Annotated in this window: 14 protein-coding genes and 1 pseudogene; 6 read left to right on the top strand and 9 right to left on the bottom strand. The window is 71.0% G+C overall.

Features of this window, described 5'->3' with window-relative positions:
- Window positions 1-363 precede the first annotated feature (363 nt).
- Both GV126_RS21070 and GV126_RS21065 read left to right on the top strand, forming a co-directional pair.
- A complete protein-coding gene (locus GV126_RS21070) occupies window positions 364-1,380 on the top strand; it encodes a hypothetical protein (RefSeq protein WP_185948016.1) in 1,017 nt (338 codons plus the stop codon).
- An 11-nt stretch (window positions 1,381-1,391) separates the two neighbouring features.
- Complete coding sequence (locus GV126_RS21065; protein WP_159669141.1) at window positions 1,392-2,243, top strand: immunity 49 family protein; 852 nt, start codon at window positions 1,392-1,394, stop codon at window positions 2,241-2,243.
- Between the two features lie 267 nt (window positions 2,244-2,510).
- On the opposite strand, the gene GV126_RS21060 is transcribed toward GV126_RS21065, so the two are convergent.
- On the bottom strand, window positions 2,511-2,930 hold the full coding sequence (locus tag GV126_RS21060; protein WP_159669138.1) for an ATP-binding protein: 420 nt from the start codon (window positions 2,928-2,930) through the stop codon (window positions 2,511-2,513).
- A gap of 233 nt (window positions 2,931-3,163) precedes the next feature.
- Between GV126_RS21060 and GV126_RS21055 the strand changes: the two genes are divergently transcribed.
- Window positions 3,164-4,015 (top strand): helix-turn-helix domain-containing protein, encoded by an 852-nt coding sequence (locus GV126_RS21055; RefSeq protein ID WP_159669135.1) that lies wholly within the window; start codon window positions 3,164-3,166, stop codon window positions 4,013-4,015.
- 7 nt (window positions 4,016-4,022) lie between these two features.
- Window positions 4,023-4,229, top strand: a complete 207-nt coding sequence (locus GV126_RS21050; protein ID WP_159669132.1) for a DUF397 domain-containing protein — start codon at window positions 4,023-4,025, stop codon at window positions 4,227-4,229.
- On the opposite strand, the gene GV126_RS21045 is transcribed toward GV126_RS21050, so the two are convergent.
- The 5 genes and pseudogenes from GV126_RS21045 to GV126_RS21025 all read right to left on the bottom strand — a co-directional run bounded on the left by GV126_RS21045 (window position 4,216) and on the right by GV126_RS21025 (window position 10,003).
- Window positions 4,216-6,879: a SpoIIE family protein phosphatase gene (locus GV126_RS21045; protein WP_159669129.1), complete on the bottom strand. Its 2,664-nt coding sequence runs from the start codon at window positions 6,877-6,879 to the stop codon at window positions 4,216-4,218. The two genes, GV126_RS21050 and GV126_RS21045, sit on opposite strands and share 14 nt — an antisense overlap.
- Before the next feature lie 437 nt (window positions 6,880-7,316).
- Window positions 7,317-7,742, bottom strand: a pseudogene (locus GV126_RS21040) (ATP-binding protein); the annotation flags it as partial.
- A gap of 77 nt (window positions 7,743-7,819) precedes the next feature.
- Window positions 7,820-8,218: a (deoxy)nucleoside triphosphate pyrophosphohydrolase gene (locus tag GV126_RS21035; RefSeq protein WP_159669124.1), complete on the bottom strand. Its 399-nt coding sequence runs from the start codon at window positions 8,216-8,218 to the stop codon at window positions 7,820-7,822.
- A 229-nt stretch (window positions 8,219-8,447) separates the two neighbouring features.
- On the bottom strand, window positions 8,448-8,648 hold the full coding sequence (locus GV126_RS21030; protein ID WP_159669121.1) for an SPOR domain-containing protein: 201 nt from the start codon (window positions 8,646-8,648) through the stop codon (window positions 8,448-8,450).
- A gap of 602 nt (window positions 8,649-9,250) precedes the next feature.
- Window positions 9,251-10,003, bottom strand: coding sequence for a GntR family transcriptional regulator (locus GV126_RS21025; RefSeq protein ID WP_159669119.1), 753 nt, complete (start codon window positions 10,001-10,003; stop codon window positions 9,251-9,253).
- Between the two features lie 151 nt (window positions 10,004-10,154).
- Here GV126_RS21025 and GV126_RS21020 point away from each other — a divergent pair, with 151 nt between their 5' ends.
- On the top strand, window positions 10,155-11,258 hold the full coding sequence (locus tag GV126_RS21020; RefSeq protein ID WP_159669117.1) for a threonine synthase: 1,104 nt from the start codon (window positions 10,155-10,157) through the stop codon (window positions 11,256-11,258).
- A gap of 140 nt (window positions 11,259-11,398) precedes the next feature.
- Here the strand turns inward: GV126_RS21020 and ychF are convergent, their stop codons facing one another.
- Window positions 11,399-12,487, bottom strand: a complete 1,089-nt coding sequence (ychF, locus tag GV126_RS21015) for a redox-regulated ATPase YchF (protein WP_159669114.1) — start codon at window positions 12,485-12,487, stop codon at window positions 11,399-11,401.
- Window positions 12,488-13,004: 517 nt separating this feature from the next.
- On the opposite strand from ychF, the gene GV126_RS21010 reads away from it, so the two are divergent.
- Window positions 13,005-13,337 (top strand): DUF6542 domain-containing protein, encoded by a 333-nt coding sequence (locus tag GV126_RS21010; protein ID WP_236570060.1) that lies wholly within the window; start codon window positions 13,005-13,007, stop codon window positions 13,335-13,337.
- 55 nt (window positions 13,338-13,392) lie between these two features.
- Here the strand turns inward: GV126_RS21010 and ppgK are convergent, their stop codons facing one another.
- Complete coding sequence (gene ppgK / locus GV126_RS21005) at window positions 13,393-14,139, bottom strand: polyphosphate--glucose phosphotransferase (protein WP_159669111.1); 747 nt, start codon at window positions 14,137-14,139, stop codon at window positions 13,393-13,395.
- 186 nt (window positions 14,140-14,325) lie between these two features.
- The gene (locus GV126_RS21000; protein ID WP_159669108.1) at window positions 14,326-15,342 is read right to left on the bottom strand and encodes a 4-hydroxy-3-methylbut-2-enyl diphosphate reductase; all 1,017 of its coding nucleotides are present in this window, start codon (window positions 15,340-15,342) and stop codon (window positions 14,326-14,328) included.
- Window positions 15,343-15,390 lie beyond the last annotated feature (48 nt).

Here is a 15,390-nt window from a genome sequence, read left to right as displayed (position 1 = left end):
TTACACGAGCCACCCCCCCCCCGCCCCGGCGGCGCCCCCCCCCCCCCCGACGGGGCCACCCCCCCCCCGGGCGGCACCGCCGACCACCTCCCTGGGGGAACGGCCGACCACCTCCCGGGCGGCACTGCCGACCACCTGACGGGGGGTCACATTGGCACCGAGATACCGACGAACAGCGTCGACACCCACGTCCCCGCCGGCACCCCGGAACACACGGTCCCCGGCCCGAGGGCCGACGACCACCTACCAGCCGGCCACACCGACGAGGCCACCACCCCGGGCCGGGACACGCCAGGTACCGGAGAGCATTCCCTGCCCCGCCACGGCGCAGAACCGCCCACGGGCGCAAGCGGCCTGGACGACGTGAGCGGAGTCGGCGACGACGTCCTCGACAATGCACACGACCTCGGTGACGACGCGGGCCGTGGTTCGGACCACGGCACACACCACTCCGATGAAGCGGCTCGACACCGAGCGGAGTACGAAGCTGCTCGCGAAAAGCCTGCCGACCAGCGCACCGCGGAGGAGCGAGCTGCAATCACCCGTGAACATGTGCGGCTCGCCAACGAGGATCCGGCCTGGCGTGCGGAGCACTACGACAAGTGGGGGCTCGGCAAGCGCAACAATGCCGAGGAACTGGTCGATGGCCAGCTCTTGCCGAAGCTGGTCGAGAAGCCGGGCGGCGGCTGGATGGCGGCCGATGCGTTGCCGTACGCGGACGCCGAGAAATACCACCTTGAAGACCTCGTACGCGGCCGGGACACGGTCGATCCGCAGGCCCTCGACCATCTGGACAAAGTATCGGCCAAGCGAGCGGCAGGCATGGAACTGGCCAAGGCCGAGAAGGCCTACGATGCCAACCCGACAACCGAGACAGCGCAAGCCCTCGCCCAAGCGCATGAACACTTCGTGGCAACAGTAGGTCAAGGCGTACCCAACAACAGCAAACTGGGCGAAGCCCTCGGCGAGGAGGCAGCGCGACACCACATGCTTCGGCAGGAAGAATTCGCCGGAGCAACAGAGATCACCGACCTGCCTGAGACACCCAACGGCTCAAGACGGTTCGACCAACTGTGGCGTGACAAGGATGGCAACCTCATTATCGTGGAGGCCAAGGGACCCAACGCCACACTTGACTGGCGTCAGGGCAGCGGGGATCGAGACAGCGGCACCCTAGTAAAACAGGGGACCATAGAGTACGTCCGTACGATTCTGGCCGACATGGACGAGCGGGCCCTCTTCTCCCCGAATGACGCCAAGTACGCAGAGGAGATACGGACAGCCATCGAGAACAGGACCCTTAGGTACGTCCTGGTCCAGGCCACTGAAAACACTGGCCAGTATGCTGGCGCCACACTCAGGCACTTCAAGATCTTCTAAGGGAGCATGCGTTGGTCACGGTCATTTCCCGCCATCCCTTCCCCACAGGAAACGCGGAAGAGGGCCTCGCTGTCCTTCAGAAGAACACGAAGAAGCTGATCGATGGCCTGGAAGAACGCTCGACCCGGCTGGGTGACGCACTCCAGATCGCTCTCACTGTCGCCAAGTCCCACTGTCTGCTGGATCCACGGGCGGCGATCTTCCCCACGTGGGACGCCTGGGTGAATGCGATGCAGATCGGCTCCGCCGTGTTCGCCGCAGCCACCACGACCGAAGGCCACGTGCAGTGCCGCATTGCCCACAAGGACCGCATACTGCAGGCCACCGGGCCGCAGTGGTACGTGACCCCGGCCGCCTGGCTCAACGCTTTCTACCTGGCCGTGATCTGCCGCGAGAAGGACAGGATCACCGCCCTGTGCCAGGTACCGATGTCCCTGCTCCGGGAGAACGGCGCGCGCTTCGAGGCGTACCACTACGCCTGGATCGAGACGTGCCAGGCGTACTGGCGCGGAGACCAGGACCTCGTCCAGAAGCTGGTGACCGCGATCGACGGCACCGACCCGCAGTCCGTTGCCGACCCGGAGACGGTGAGCAAGCTGCTCTACCCGCCTATGGAGATGTTCCACCGCTTCATCCGCAAGGACAACGAAGGCTTCAACCAGGCGCTCGCCAACGCCCTCCAGTGGCATAAGGAGTACTGGAGCGAGGAGAGCCGGGCGCTCCAGGCCTCGGGCCTCGTCGCCCTCGCCCCCCTCGCCATGGTCTGCTTCGCCTACGACGCGGGCATGCCCATCGAGGTCGAGTCCGACTACCTGCCCGCCGTCCTCATCAAGCGAAACTGGTGCGGTGAGTTCCCCACCTGAGCAAGGCGCCTGCACGACACCACACGCGCTCTCCCGGCAGACGAGGAGGACAGCCGAAGGCCGTGTGGGAGCTGCGCCCCTCAGGGAGACAAGTCATGAGCGTTGCCATTCCCTGCCACAGCTCCCCGGGCCCTGACGGCGAGGGCAATGCAGTCGCAGCGCTGCAGGCCTACTGGCTGCAGCGACCCGGCCTGGTGGAAGGACTGACGGCGGCACTTCGGGGTTCCCACCCGGATGTCGCCCGGATCGCACCCCGGGACCCTGCTCCTACGCGGCCCCCAGCTCGCACCACACGACCTTCCCCCGGTTGCCCTCCCGCGACAGCGGCTGCCACCCCCACAGGTCGGCGCACGCCTTCACCAGCGCCAGCCCTCGCCCCTCCTCCAGGTCCACCACCTGCTCCAGCGGCACAGGCGGTTCCGGCGGTGTGGGGTCGGCGTCCCACGCGCCGATCCGCAGCACCCCGGCCGACCAGCGGACACGGAGCGCGGCCGGTCCCTTGGTGTGGCGTACCGCGTTGGAGATCAACTCGGTGGCTAGGAGTTCGGCCAGGTCGACCAGGCGGATCAGCCCGTGCATGGTCAGGATCAGGCGGAGGGTGCGCCGGCTGACCGTGACGGCGCGTGGATCGTTGGGGATGTACAGGCAGTACTCCCACGGGTCGGCGGTGACGTCGGTTCCAGGCATGCGTCATCTCCTGTCGGTGTGATCGGTGAGGGAGAAGCGCGGCTGTCGCCGGGCGGTGGCCTGCCGCAGCCGTCATGGCAGGACGGAGCGGTGCGCTTCCGGCACCCCGGCAATCCGCAGCGTGTGCGTCGCGTCACCGACGGTAGACCTTAGAATTAACCTGGAGCAAGCCGATCGCGTAACCTGACTCCGAACGAGTCGCGGTCGCAGGCGCGTTGAACAAGGAGCACTGGATGGGCACCAGACGCGAACCGACAGCGCGACAGCTACGACTGGCGGTCGAGTTGCGCAGGTTGCGGGACGCGGCCGGCCTCAGCGCTCGCGAGGCGGCGGCCCTGCTCGGTGTGAACTCTGTGCAGATCAGCCAGATCGAAGCCGGCACTACTGGCGTGAGCGAAGAACGATTGCGCCGACTTGCCGCCCATTACGCATGTACGGACGAGGCTCTCGTCGATGCCCTGGCCGCTATGGCCTCCGATCGCACGCGTGGCTGGTGGGAGGAGTATCGGGAGCGCCTGCCGACATCGTTCTTGGACCTGTCCGAGTTGGAGCACCACGCCACGTATCGATGGGATGTTGACTTCCTGCACGTCCCCGGTCTGCTTCAGACCGAGGACTACGCACGGGCGCTCTTCGCTTGTCGGGTCCCCCGGCTTCCCGCCGACGAGGTGGAGTTGCGTGTCCGCCACCGCATGCAGCGGCGCGTCATCATCCAGACGAACAGGCCCATCCCTTACAAAGCGGTGATCCACGAGGCGGCCTTGCGCATCAGGGTCGGTGGCCGCAACGCCTCACGAGCGCAGCTTGCCCGCATCTTGGAGCTTTCGGAAGCGGACCACGTCACTGTGCGCGTCATCCCCTTCGAACTGGACGACTTCGCCGACGTGACGGCCGCGATGGTGTACGCGGGAGGCGCCGTTCCACGCCTGGACACCGTGGTGCGTGATGGCCCGCATGGCGCGCTGTTCATCGACTCCGACGCCCAACTCGGGGTGTTTCGAACGCTCTTCCGTAGAGTAGAGGCCGTGTCGCTTGGCCCTGAGCGGTCGCGTGACCTCATCCACAGGCTGGCGAAAGAGCTGTGAGGAACCCATGGCCACCTCTGAGAACTGGCGGAAGTCCTCCTACTCCGGGAGCGGCGACGGCAACGCCTGCGTGGAGATCGCCCACCGCGGAACCACCACGACCGTCCGCGACTCCAAAACCCCCACCCGCGCCACCCTCGCCTTCCCCACCGCCGCCTTCGCCGCCTTCGTCGACGCACTCAAGGACGCTCACCTGCGGCTCAGAACAGACTGAGCAGCGCCTCCGCCGGATCCGTCAGCGGGCTTCCGCCGTCGGGGAGCGGGAGTTCGAACCACACCGTCTTGCCGCGCGGCGTGCGGCGTGAGCCCCAGGCCGCGCTGAGGAGGCCGACGAGTTGCAGGCCGCGGCCGCCCTCGTCGGTGTCGCGGGCGCGGCGGCGGCGGGGCTGGACGAGACCGGCGTCCCAGACCTCACAGACCAGGGTGCGGTCCAGGAGCAGACGGAGCCTGATCTCGCCCTCGCCGTACCGCAGCGCGTTGGTGACCAGCTCGCTGACCAGCAGCTCGGTGGTGTCGACCAGCGGTTCCAGGTCCCAGGCGAGCAACTGCCCGCGGGCCAGCTCGCGGGCGCGGCCGACGCTGCGGGGCTCGCGCGGCAGGGTCCAGTCGCCCACGGACTCGGCGGGCAGTCCCTGCACGCGGGCCATGAGCAGCGCGATGTCGTCTTCGCCGTGATGGCTGCCGAGGGTGTTGAGGACGTGGTCGCAGACGTCCTCCAGGGGGCGGTTGGGGTCGGTGAGGGCGCCGACGAACGCCTGCAGCCCCTCGTCGAGGGGGTGGTCGCGGGATTCGACCAGGCCGTCGGTGTACAACGCGAGCAGCGCGCCCTCGGGGAGTTCCACCGTCACCTCCTCGAACGGCTCGCCGCCCACGCCCAGCGGCATGCCCGGCGGGACGTCCAGCATGAGCGCCTGTTCGCCCGGTTCGACGAGGACCGGGGGCAGGTGCCCGGCGTTGGCGAAGGTGCAGCGGCGCGTGACGGAGTCGTAGACGGCGTAGATGCAGGTGGCCAGGTAGACCTCCGACAGGTCGGCCTCGCGGGGGCGGCGGGCGGCGCGGGTCGCCTGTTGGACGCCACCGGGGGCGCCCAGGCCCCGGGCGATCTCGTCGAGCTGGGAGAGGACTTCCGCCGGTTCGAGGTCCAGCAGGGCCAGGGTCCGTACGGCCGTGCGCAGTTCGCCCATCGCGACGGCCGCCCGCAGACCGCGGCCCATCACGTCACCGACGACCAGCGCGGTGCGGTGGCCGGGGAGTTCGATGACGTCGAACCAGTCGCCGCCGACCTCGCTGGGCCGGCCGGTGGCCGCGTTGCCCGGCAGGTAGCGGCAGGCGATGTCCAGCCCGGATGCCTCCGGATCGCCGGGCGGCAGCAGGGAGCGTTGCAGTATCAGCGCGCGTTCGTGCTCGCGCCGGTACAGGCGGGCGTTGTCGATGCACACCGCGGCGCGCGCGGCCAGTTCCACGGCCAGGTCGCGGTCACGGTCGCCGAACGGCTCGCTGCCCTTGGTCCGCGCGAACTGCGCGAGCCCGACGACGGTGTCGTGCGCGACCATCGGCACGGCCAGCGTGGACTGCACCAGGCCGCCCTCCTCGCCGGGCACGATCTTCGGGCGGGCGGTGCGCAGGGCGTCGGCGCAGCGGGAGTTGAACGGGTAGTGGTGGACGGCGCCGACCTCGACGGGCTCGCCGGTGGCGGTGAACGGCGCCCCGGAGACCGCGCTGGCGAAGGCGACGCGCCGCAGTTCGGCGCTGCCGTCGGCGAGTCCGGGCGGCGTCTCGTCGCCGACCAGCAGCCCCTGGTAGAGGTCGACGGTGGCCAGGTCGCAGAAGCCGGGGACGACGACGTCCAGCAGTTCGCGAGCGGTGGTCTCCAGGTCCAGGGAGTTGCCGATGCGGGCACCGGCCTCGTTGAGCAGGGCCAGGTTGCGGCGGGCCGCGGCGGCCTCCCGGGCGGCGGCGCGGCGGGCCGTGACGTCGAGCCCCAGCCAGGCGATGCCGATGGGCCGGCCGCTGCCGCTGTGCACCCGGTAGAGGTTGACCGACCAGTGGCGCCGCTCGTCGGAGCCGGGGACGAAGCCGGTGACGTTCATGTCCGTGATGGACTCACCGGTCTGCAGGACCCGGCGCAGGATGGCGCTGACCCGCTCGGCCTCGGCACGGGGCAGATAGTCGTGCACGCCCTTGCCGCGGTGGTCGTCGGGGTTGCCGCCGAAGAGGGAGGCGAAGCGCTCGTTGACGCGGCGGATCCGCAGGTCGGTGTCGATGAGCAGGAAACCGAACGGCGATTGGCCGAAAATCGCCTGCGAGGCGGCGAGATCGGTCTCGATACTGCGCAGGGTGCGAACGTCCACGACGATGCAGACGGCGGCCCTTTCGCCCTCGGCGGTGCGCGTCGGCATGACGTACACCTCGGCCAGACCGCGCAGGCCACGCAGGCCGCGTTCGGTGCGCCCGGCACGCGTGTCCCTCTCCGCACGCGGGACCTGCGCGTCGTCCGGCCGGCCCGGAAGCCGGAAGGGGACCACGCCGGTCCACTCCCGCCCGTCGAGGATCTCGGCCATCTTGCGCTGCCCCTGCTCGCGCAGGTCGGGATCGATGAAGGCCTCGATGGGGTCCATGCCGACGGCACGCTCGGCGGGGATGCCGAACAACTGCTCGGCGCGCTCGCTCCACTGGTCGACGAGCCCGTCCGGGCCGATGGAGAAGGACGCCACCTTGATGTAGTCGTAGATGGAGCCGGGCGGACTGCTCTGCCACATCGCGTCCGCGGGTGGCGTCTGATCGACACCGCCGCCCGCGGACTCCGTCCTCGCGCCGTCCGACGGGTCCTCGGACTCCGTGGCCTTCGCTGGTATCTCGCTCACGCGAACCGTCCCCTCCAGCTCACCGCGTCCGGCACCGGTCACCGGGGGCGGCTGCCCGCAGTATCCAGCACTACGGCGCCGCGGAACACGGTGTTCACGATCACAAGACCGTCCCGATGCATTTCGGTCCGTTCTGTGACGACACAATGAGTCTTCTAACCAGGCGACAGCCCGTCGAATCCCGCTGCGGTCGACCGTCACCGGCTCGTTCGGTCGCCGGCTCGTTCGGTCGCTGGTGTCCGGGGCTCCGGGGTGCTCAGGGATGTGCGCGGCGCGCCGGCCGTCGGTGCGTCAGGTGCCTATGTTTCGGGGCCGGATGGCACCGCCGGTTGCGGGCCTGATGAAACTTCCCTGTCCGGACCGGATGACACCGCCCTGTCCCGACCGGATGACACCGCCGTGTCGGGGCCGGATCGCACCGCCGTGTCCGGGTCGGACGGCACCGCCAGTTCGAACCAGACCGTCTTGCCCGTCTCGTCCGGACGGGTCCCCCAGCGGCGGGAGGACGAGGCGAGGAGTTGCAGGCCGCGCCCGCTCTCGTCCTCCGGGCGGGGGCGGCGTTCGCGGGGCGGGTCGGGAAGCGGGTCGGAGACCTCGACGAGCAGGATCTCGGGCAGGCCCGCGGGGCGCACCAGTCGCAGGCCGATGGGTCCGGAGGCGTGCCGCAGCGAGTTCGTGACCAGCTCGCTCACCAGCAGCGCCGCGGTGTCACCGACGCTGTTGTCCAGCTCCCAGGTGCGCAGCTGTCCCCGGACGGCGGCGCGGGCCGTGCGCACCGCGCCGGCGTCTGCGGAAAAGGTCCACTCGGCGCAGTCTCCTTCGGTGTCGATCACGCCGATCACTTCCCAGGCCAGCGAGCCCATCCATGCCCGTCACATGGTGCTAAAAGTGACATACCCGGCACGAGGGATCAGTACCGTTCGGGACGCCGGTCCGTGCGTCAAACGGCGTAGGCGAGCGCGGCCCGCACCGCGGGGACGTCCTGGGGCAGCCAGGGGACGCTCCAGATCTCGGACGGATCCAGCCAGCGCAGCTCGTCGTGGTCCTGGAGCGGTTGCGGGGCGGCGGAGCCGGGGCGCAGGCGGGCGGTCCAGACCCAGAGTTCGTACGGCGGCTTCAGGGGCCAGCTGCCCGGGAGCCGGTCGACGGTCTCGGCCTCGACGCCCAGTTCCTCGCGCAGCTCGCGCACGAGCGCCGCCTCGGGCAGTTCCCCGGGCTCGACCTTGCCGCCGGGCAGTTCCCAGCGACCGGCCAGCTCCGGGGGCGCGCTGCGGCGCGCGGCGAGCAGACGGCCGCCGTCGAGGAGGGCGGCACCGACCACCACGATCCGTTCGGTCACGCCCAGGAGCCTACGGGAGGGCCACCGGGGACAGTGGAGGAGGTCGGCCGGGCGGATCGCTCCGGAGGACGGTCGACCCGGCGGGCGACCGGCCGCCCGGCAGGTGATCGGCTCAGCGAGGCGAGCGGCCCGGCAGGCGATCGCCTCGGCCGACGACCGGCCCGGCAGCTGATCGGCTCCGCGGGCGGTCGGCCCGGCGGCTGATCGCCCCGGCGGTCAGCCGGCGCGGTCAGCCGCCGGCGCCCGGCCCTCCGCCGCTGTTCTGCCCGACGCATTCGACCCAGTAGAGCTGCTTGTGGCCGCGGCTGTCGAGGCTGTCCGCCATCTTCTGGGCCTCGGCGCGGGTGGCGTACCTGCCCACGCTGTAGCGATTGCCGTTGTCGTCCTGGCGGACGACGAGCCAGGGAAGAGTGATCGTGCCGTCGTTCATCCCGCCCCACTGCTCCTTCCCGCCCTGCGAGCCCGGCGCCCGCGAACGGCCCCGCCGCGCCTTGCCACGACGGAAACCGCAGTACGCATATGCCCGAGCGTACGCCCAACCTTCACGCAGCGAACACGGCTTTTCACGAACAGGTAAGCAACCGGCCAGCAGGCGGGGGCGCACACGGCCGAGCGCGCCGCCGGGCACATGCGCGGACGCGGTCGCGGGCGCGCCCCGGCGGGCGCGGGCGACCTGGGAGAACGGCCGGAAAGCTACGGCCTGCGGGCACGCGCGGGCGGGACGCAACGTCCGGCACCCGGCGGCGGACGCCCCGACCGCGCACCACCGGTGGACTCCGGGGGCGCGCACCTCCGATGGACAGCGGTGGCGCGCCACCACCAGACTCCGGCGCACGCAGTGCCGACCCAGCCCTGGGTTCACGCACGGCAGACGCGGGCCCCCGGCTCACACCACCGGCCCAGGACCCCCACCGCTCACACCGTCAGGCACAAGCCCCCCACCGCACAGCCGCCGGACGCAAGCCCTCACCGCACAACCGCCGGACACAAGCCCCCACCGCACACACCGCCGAGTGCGGTGCGCCGGCCCCCTCACCGCACAGGCAAGTGGTACGACACCCGATAACGGTCCGCGGGGATCACCACGTCCGCCGTCTCCACGGGGCGGCCGGAGGCGTAGAAGGTGCGCTGGATGACCATGACCACGTGGCCGGGCACGCCGCCCAGCGTGTGCAGTTCCTCGGCGAGGCCGGGGCGGGCGCCGACCTCCTCGGTGACGTTGTCCACGATCACGTCGATGGCGCGCATGCGCTCGACCACGCCCATGCCGCCGAGGGGACCCTCCTCCGGGAGCATGACGGGGGTGCGGCCGGTCAGGGCGAGCGGTTCCCAGGAGGTGGAGAGCATCATCGCCTCGCCGGCGTCCCGGAAGACGTATTTGGTGCACATGACACGGTCGCCGGGCTCGATGCCGAGGCGTTCGGCGACAGCGGGGACCGCCTCGGTCTGCACGCTGCTGGACTCCCAGGTGCCGCGCGCCTCGGCGGCGGCCTGCTCCTGGCGGAACGGGGTGGCTCCCGTGGCGGGGCGGAAGCCGGAGCGGGCGATGCGGCGTGGGGTGGGACGCTCGCGCACGTACGTCCCCGACCCGGAGCGACCCTCGACGAGACCCTCGGCCATCAGCACCTTGCGCGCTTCGAGCGCGACGGTGTCGGAGACGCCGTACTCCTCGCGGATCCTGGCCTGGGAGGGCAAGCGGGTGTGCGGCGGCAGCAGCCCCTCGACGATCTTCTTACGGAGATCACCCGCGACCCGCAGATACGCCGGCTGCTCACCGAAAGCCACTGGCCACTCCCCTCAGTTGTACAGACAGCAACAGCGTGGCAACCAAGGGTTGTGACTTGCAAGTAAAGGCCAGAGAATCACCCGATGTGATGACACGGCGATCACAAGGCTTTCACTCACGCACCTGCGACACCTCTCGTAACCTGCGCTCATGACACCTCTGCCGGACCGTTACTGCCCCACCGACGGCGTCCGTATCCCCGGCGACTCCCTCGCCTGGTGCTGCCCCTCCTGCCACGGCCCCCTGGACCTGGATTTCTCCCCCACCCCGGCGCGTCTGAAGTCCCTCACGGGACGCGTCAACTCCCTGTGGCGGTACGCGGAGACGCTGCCGCTGGCGGCGCCGACGGTGTCCCTGGGCGAGGGCCGCACGCCGCTCGTGCCGCTCACGGACGAGGTGTCGGCGAAGCTGGACTTCCTGATGCCGACGTTGTCGTTCAAGGACCGCGGCGCGGTGATGCTCGCCGAGCTGGCGCTGCGGGCCGGGCCGCGCCGGGTGGTCGCGGACAGCAGCGGCAACGCGGGCACTTCCATCGCCGCGTACTGCGCCCGCGCACGCCTGCCCTGCACGGTGTACGTCCCGCTCGGCACGTCCGCGAAGAAGCTGGAGCAGATCGAGGCGCACGGCGCCCGTGTCGAACCGGTCGACGGCGGCCGGGAGGCGGCCGCCGCGGCCGCCCGGCGTGCCGCGGACGAACCGGACACCTTCTACGCCTCACACGTCTACAACCCGTACTTCCTGCACGGCACCAAGACCTACGTCCACGAACTGTGGGAGGACATGGGCGGGCGGCTGCCCGACGTCCTGGTCCTGCCCGTGGGCAACGGCACCCTGCTGCTCGGCGCGGCGCTGGCGGTCTCCGAGCTGTACGGGGCCGGACTGCTGGACCGGCGCCCGGCGCTGTGGGCGGTGCAGGCGGCGGCGGTGGCCCCGCTGGCCGAGGCCTGGGCGCAGGGCGCGGAGGAGCTGACCGGGACCACGCCGGTGGCCCCGACCTACGCCGAGGGCATCGCGATCCCCCGCCCGCAGCGAGCCCGGCAGATCCTGCGCGCCGTACGGGACTCGGGCGGCACCTTCCTCACGGTGACGGAGGATCAGATCCGCCACGCCCAGAGCGACCTGGCCTCCCGCGGACTGTACGTGGAGGCCACCGGCGTGGCCTGCTGGGCCGCCGTCCGCGAGGGCGCCCTCGGCAGCCGCTCGGCGGTGGTCCCGCTGTGCGGGGCGGGCCTGAAGTCGGGGCTGGTGCACTGAGGCACACCAGCCCCGGGCGGCAGGATGCCGTCGACGTCGGCCACACGTTGACGGAAAGGGTCACGCGTTGACGACATGGGCCACACGTTGACGACGTGGGCCACACGTCGACGAAGTGGGCCACACGTCGACGACATCGACTACACGTTGAACCGGAACTCCACCACGTCCCCGTCCTGCATCACGTAGTCCTTGCCCTCCATGCGGGCCTTGCCCTTGGCGCGGGCCTCGGCGACGGAGCCGGCCTCGACCAGGTCGTCGAAGGAGATGACCTCGGCCTTGATGAAGCCCTTCTGGAAGTCGGTGTGGATCACGCCGGCTGCCTCGGGGGCGGTGGCGCCCTTCTTGATGGTCCAGGCGCGGGACTCCTTGGGGCCCGCGGTGAGGTACGTCTGCAGGCCGAGGGTCTCGAAGCCGACGCGGGCCAGGGTGGCCAGGCCGGGCTCGTGCTGGCCGACGGACTCCAGCAGCTCCAGGGCCTCCTCCTCGTCCAGCTCGGCGAGGTCCGCCTCCAGCTTGGCGTTGAGGAAGATCGCCTCGGCGGGGGCGACCAGGGCACGCTGCTCGTTCTTGAAGTCCTCGTCGACCAGTTCGTCCTCGTCGACGTTGAAGACGTAGAGGAAGGGCTTGGTCGTCAGCAGGTGCAGGTCGTGCAGGAGCCCGGCGCGCTCGCTGCCCTGGACGATGCCGTGCGCGAAGAGCGTGTCGCCCTTCTCCAGGATCTCCTTGGCCTCCTCGACGGCCTTGACCTTCGGGGCCACGTCCTTCTTGATCCGCGATTCCTTCTGGAGGCGGGGCAGGACCTTCTCGATCGTCTGCAGGTCGGCGAGGATCAGCTCGGTGTTGATCGTCTCGATGTCGTCCTTGGGCGAGACCTTCCCGTCGACGTGGACGACGTTCTCGTCCTTGAACGCGCGGATGACCTGGCAGATCGCGTCGGACTCGCGGATGTTCGCGAGGAACTTGTTGCCCAGGCCCTCGCCCTCGCTGGCGCCGCGGACGATGCCGGCGATGTCGACGAAGTCGACGGTGGCCGGGATGATCCGCTCGGACTTGAAGAGGGAGGCGAGCTTCGCGAGGCGGCCGTCCGGGACGCCGACGACGCCTACGTTCGGCTCGATCGTGGCGAACGGGTAGTTGGCCGCGAGCACGTCGTTCTTGGTCAGGGCGTTGAACAGGGTCGACTTGCCGACGTTCGGCAGGCCGACGATTCCGATCGTGAGCGACACGTTTGCGACTTCCCGTACGTGAGGAGACTGGGGGCCAGGCGGCCGATCCACCAGTCTACGGCGTGCCGCGTCCCGTCTCCGCGACGGTTCGCACGCGTGGGCAAGGTGGGACGGGCGGCGTGTCAAACGGCCTATTCGGCACATAAACAGACCTAGGTTGGTCCAATGGAGCAGCACAGGAGGCGACCTCAGCAGCACGCGCCGCGACGCGACAGGCCGCCGGTTCCCTCGCCGTCCCCGCCCCAGGGGCGCGGAGGAGGCCGCGGTCCGGGGCCGGGCGAGCCGGGGGGCCCGGCCCCGGACCGCGGCCTCCTCCGCGCCGCCGGGGAGGTCCGGTGGGGCAGGCGGCGGCGAGCGGGCTCCGGGGCGGCGGCCCGGTGGACAGCCGCGCCCCGCGGATCCGGGGCGGCGTCCGGGCGGGGCCGCTGCGGGGCCCGGCGGCGCCATACGCGGGCCGCGGCAACTGCCCCGCCCCCGCCTGACCGGACTGGGCGCCGGACTGTTCTGCGGGGCGGTGATGTGCGCGCTGGGCGGCCTCGACGCACTCCTGCTGGGCGGGATCATGGCCGTCTACGGCGTGCTGTTCGTGCTGGTGTGCGTGGTGACCGCGCTGTGGGTGCGCCGGGCCGACCTGCCGGCCGCGCCCGTGGCCGCCCCGATCGGGTTCGCCCTGGGGCTGCTGCCCCTCGCCGAGGGCGACGGCTTCCTCGGCACGCTGATGGGCCTGGTGACCGCCCTCGCCACCCAGGCCGTCTGGCTCTACGTAGGCACGCTGGCCGCGGCGGTCACGGTCCTGCTCCGCCGCTGCGCCCTCCGCCTGGGCGCGGGCACAAGACGGCCCGCCCGGTGAGCCGAGCGGTCCGGCCCGGCGATCGCGGCCGGGGGCCCGAGGCGGGCCCGTGCGCTCACGTGAGGTCCGCCGCCCGCATCGCCGCGCCGACGATGCCCGCGTTGTTCTGCAACTGGGCGGGGACGATCTCGGCGCTGATGCCCTCGATGCGGGGCAGGAACTTGTGCGCCTTGCGGCTGACGCCGCCGCCGATGACGAACAGCTCCGGCGAGAAGAGCATCTCCACGTGGGCGAGGTACTTCTGCACGCGGTGCGCCCACTGCTCCCAGGACAGGTCCTCGTCGTCCCTGACCTTGCTGGAGGCCCGCTTCTCCGCCTCGTGACCGTCCAGCTCCAGGTGGCCCAGCTCGGTGTTGGGCACGAGGACGCCGTCGGCGAAGACCGCGCTGCCGATGCCCGTACCGAAGGTCAGCACGATGACCGTGCCGCGGCGGCCCCGGCCGGCACCGAACTGCATCTCGGCGACGCCCGCCGCGTCCGCGTCGTTGACCACGGTCACCGGCAGGCCGCCCAGCCGCTCGGCGAACAACGCGCGCGCGTCGGTGCCGACCCAGCTCCTGTCGACGTTGGCCGCCGTCCGCACCGTGGCGCCGCCGGTGACCACGCCCGGGAACGTCAGCCCGACCGGTCCGCTCCAGCCGAAGTGCTCGACGACCTGCCGGACGCCGTCGGCCACTCCTTCGGGCGTCGCCGGCTGCGGGATGAGCACCTTGCAGCGCTCCTGGGCCAGGTCCCCGCGCTCCAGGTCCACCGGGGCGCCCTTGATCCCCGACCCGCCGATGTCCACACCGAAGATCTGCATGGCTCCACGTTACGACGGGCCACTGACCGTCACGTTCGGTGGGACGGGACCCGGTGCGGGCGCCCTGTCCCGTCCGACGGCCGGGACCCGGTGCGGGCACCCCGGCCCGTCCGACGGCCGGGACCGGCCGGCCGGGCCGGTCACGCGGGGCGTCCGGACCGGGCTCAGGCCTCCGCCGGACCGGGCTCAGTCCTCCGCCGGGCCGGCGCCGCCGCGCTCGGCGACCAACGCGGCCGCCTCCTCGCGCAGGTCCCGGCGCAGCTCCTTGGGCAGGGAGAAGGTGATGGACTCCTCGGCCGCCTTGACGATCTCCACGTCCTCGAAGCGGCGCTCGGCCAGCCAGGCGAGCACCTGCTCGACCAGCACCTCCGGCACCGACGCGCCCGAGGTCACGCCGACCGTCGTCACGCCCTCCAGCCAGGACTCGTCGATCTCGTCGGCGAAGTCCACCAGGTACGCCTCGCGGGCGCCCGCGAGCTTGGCGACCTCCACCAGCCGCTTGGAGTTGGAGGAGTTGCGCGAGCCGACCACGATCACCAGGTCCGCCTCGGCGCCCATCTGCTTGACGGCCAGCTGGCGGTTCTGCGTGGCATAGCAGATGTCGTCGCTGGGCGGGGAGAGCAGCTGCGGGAACTTCTCCTTGAGCGCGTCGACGGTCTCCATGGTCTCGTCGACCGACAGCGTCGTCTGCGACAACCAGACCACCTTCGACGGGTCGCGCACCTCGACGTTGGCGACGTCCTCGGGGCCGTCCACGAGCTGGATGTGGTCGGGGGCCTCGCCGGAGGTGCCGATGACCTCCTCGTGGCCCTCGTGCCCGATCAGGAGGATGTCGTAGTCCTCCTTGGCGAAGCGGACGGCCTCCTTGTGGACCTTGGTGACCAGCGGGCAGGTGGCGTCGATGGTGGCGAGCCGGCCGCGCCGGGCCTCCTCGTGGACGGTCGGGGCCACGCCGTGCGCCGAGAACATCACGATGTTGCCCGGCGGCACCTCCTCCGTCCGCTCGACGAAGATCGCGCCCTTCTTCTCCAGGGTCTGCACGACGTACTTGTTGTGGACGATCTCGTGCCGGACGTAGACCGGAGCCCCGTACTGCTCCAGGGCCTTCTCGACGGCGATCACGGCGCGGTCCACACCGGCGCAGTAGCCACGGGGGGCGGCGAGCAGGACACGGCGGCCAGACGTAGCAGTCATGGCACCCATCGTAAGGCCGCCCCCTCGGGCGGGAAGATCGCGCCCACCCGGCGCCCG

Source organism: Streptomyces mexicanus (assembly GCF_902506575.1).
GTDB lineage: Bacteria > Actinomycetota > Actinomycetes > Streptomycetales > Streptomycetaceae > Streptomyces > Streptomyces mexicanus.
This window is presented reverse-complemented; position numbering and strand designations above follow the sequence as displayed.

Bases quoted from the DNA above. Each gene is read 5' to 3' on its own strand.
- GV126_RS21010 (WP_236570060.1), top strand. From the start codon at position 13,005: ATGTGCGCGCTGGGCGGCCTCGACGCACTCCTGCTGGGCGGGATCATG.
- GV126_RS21055 (WP_159669135.1), top strand. From the start codon at position 3,164: ATGGGCACCAGACGCGAACCGACAGCGCGACAGCTACGACTGGCGGTC.
- ppgK (WP_159669111.1), bottom strand. From the start codon at position 14,139: ATGCAGATCTTCGGTGTGGACATCGGCGGGTCGGGGATCAAGGGCGCC.
- GV126_RS21030 (WP_159669121.1), bottom strand. From the start codon at position 8,648: ATGAACGACGGCACGATCACTCTTCCCTGGCTCGTCGTCCGCCAGGAC.
- GV126_RS21060 (WP_159669138.1), bottom strand. From the start codon at position 2,930: ATGCCTGGAACCGACGTCACCGCCGACCCGTGGGAGTACTGCCTGTAC.
- GV126_RS21020 (WP_159669117.1), top strand. From the start codon at position 10,155: ATGACACCTCTGCCGGACCGTTACTGCCCCACCGACGGCGTCCGTATC.
- GV126_RS21050 (WP_159669132.1), top strand. From the start codon at position 4,023: ATGGCCACCTCTGAGAACTGGCGGAAGTCCTCCTACTCCGGGAGCGGC.
- GV126_RS21000 (WP_159669108.1), bottom strand. From the start codon at position 15,342: ATGGGTGCCATGACTGCTACGTCTGGCCGCCGTGTCCTGCTCGCCGCC.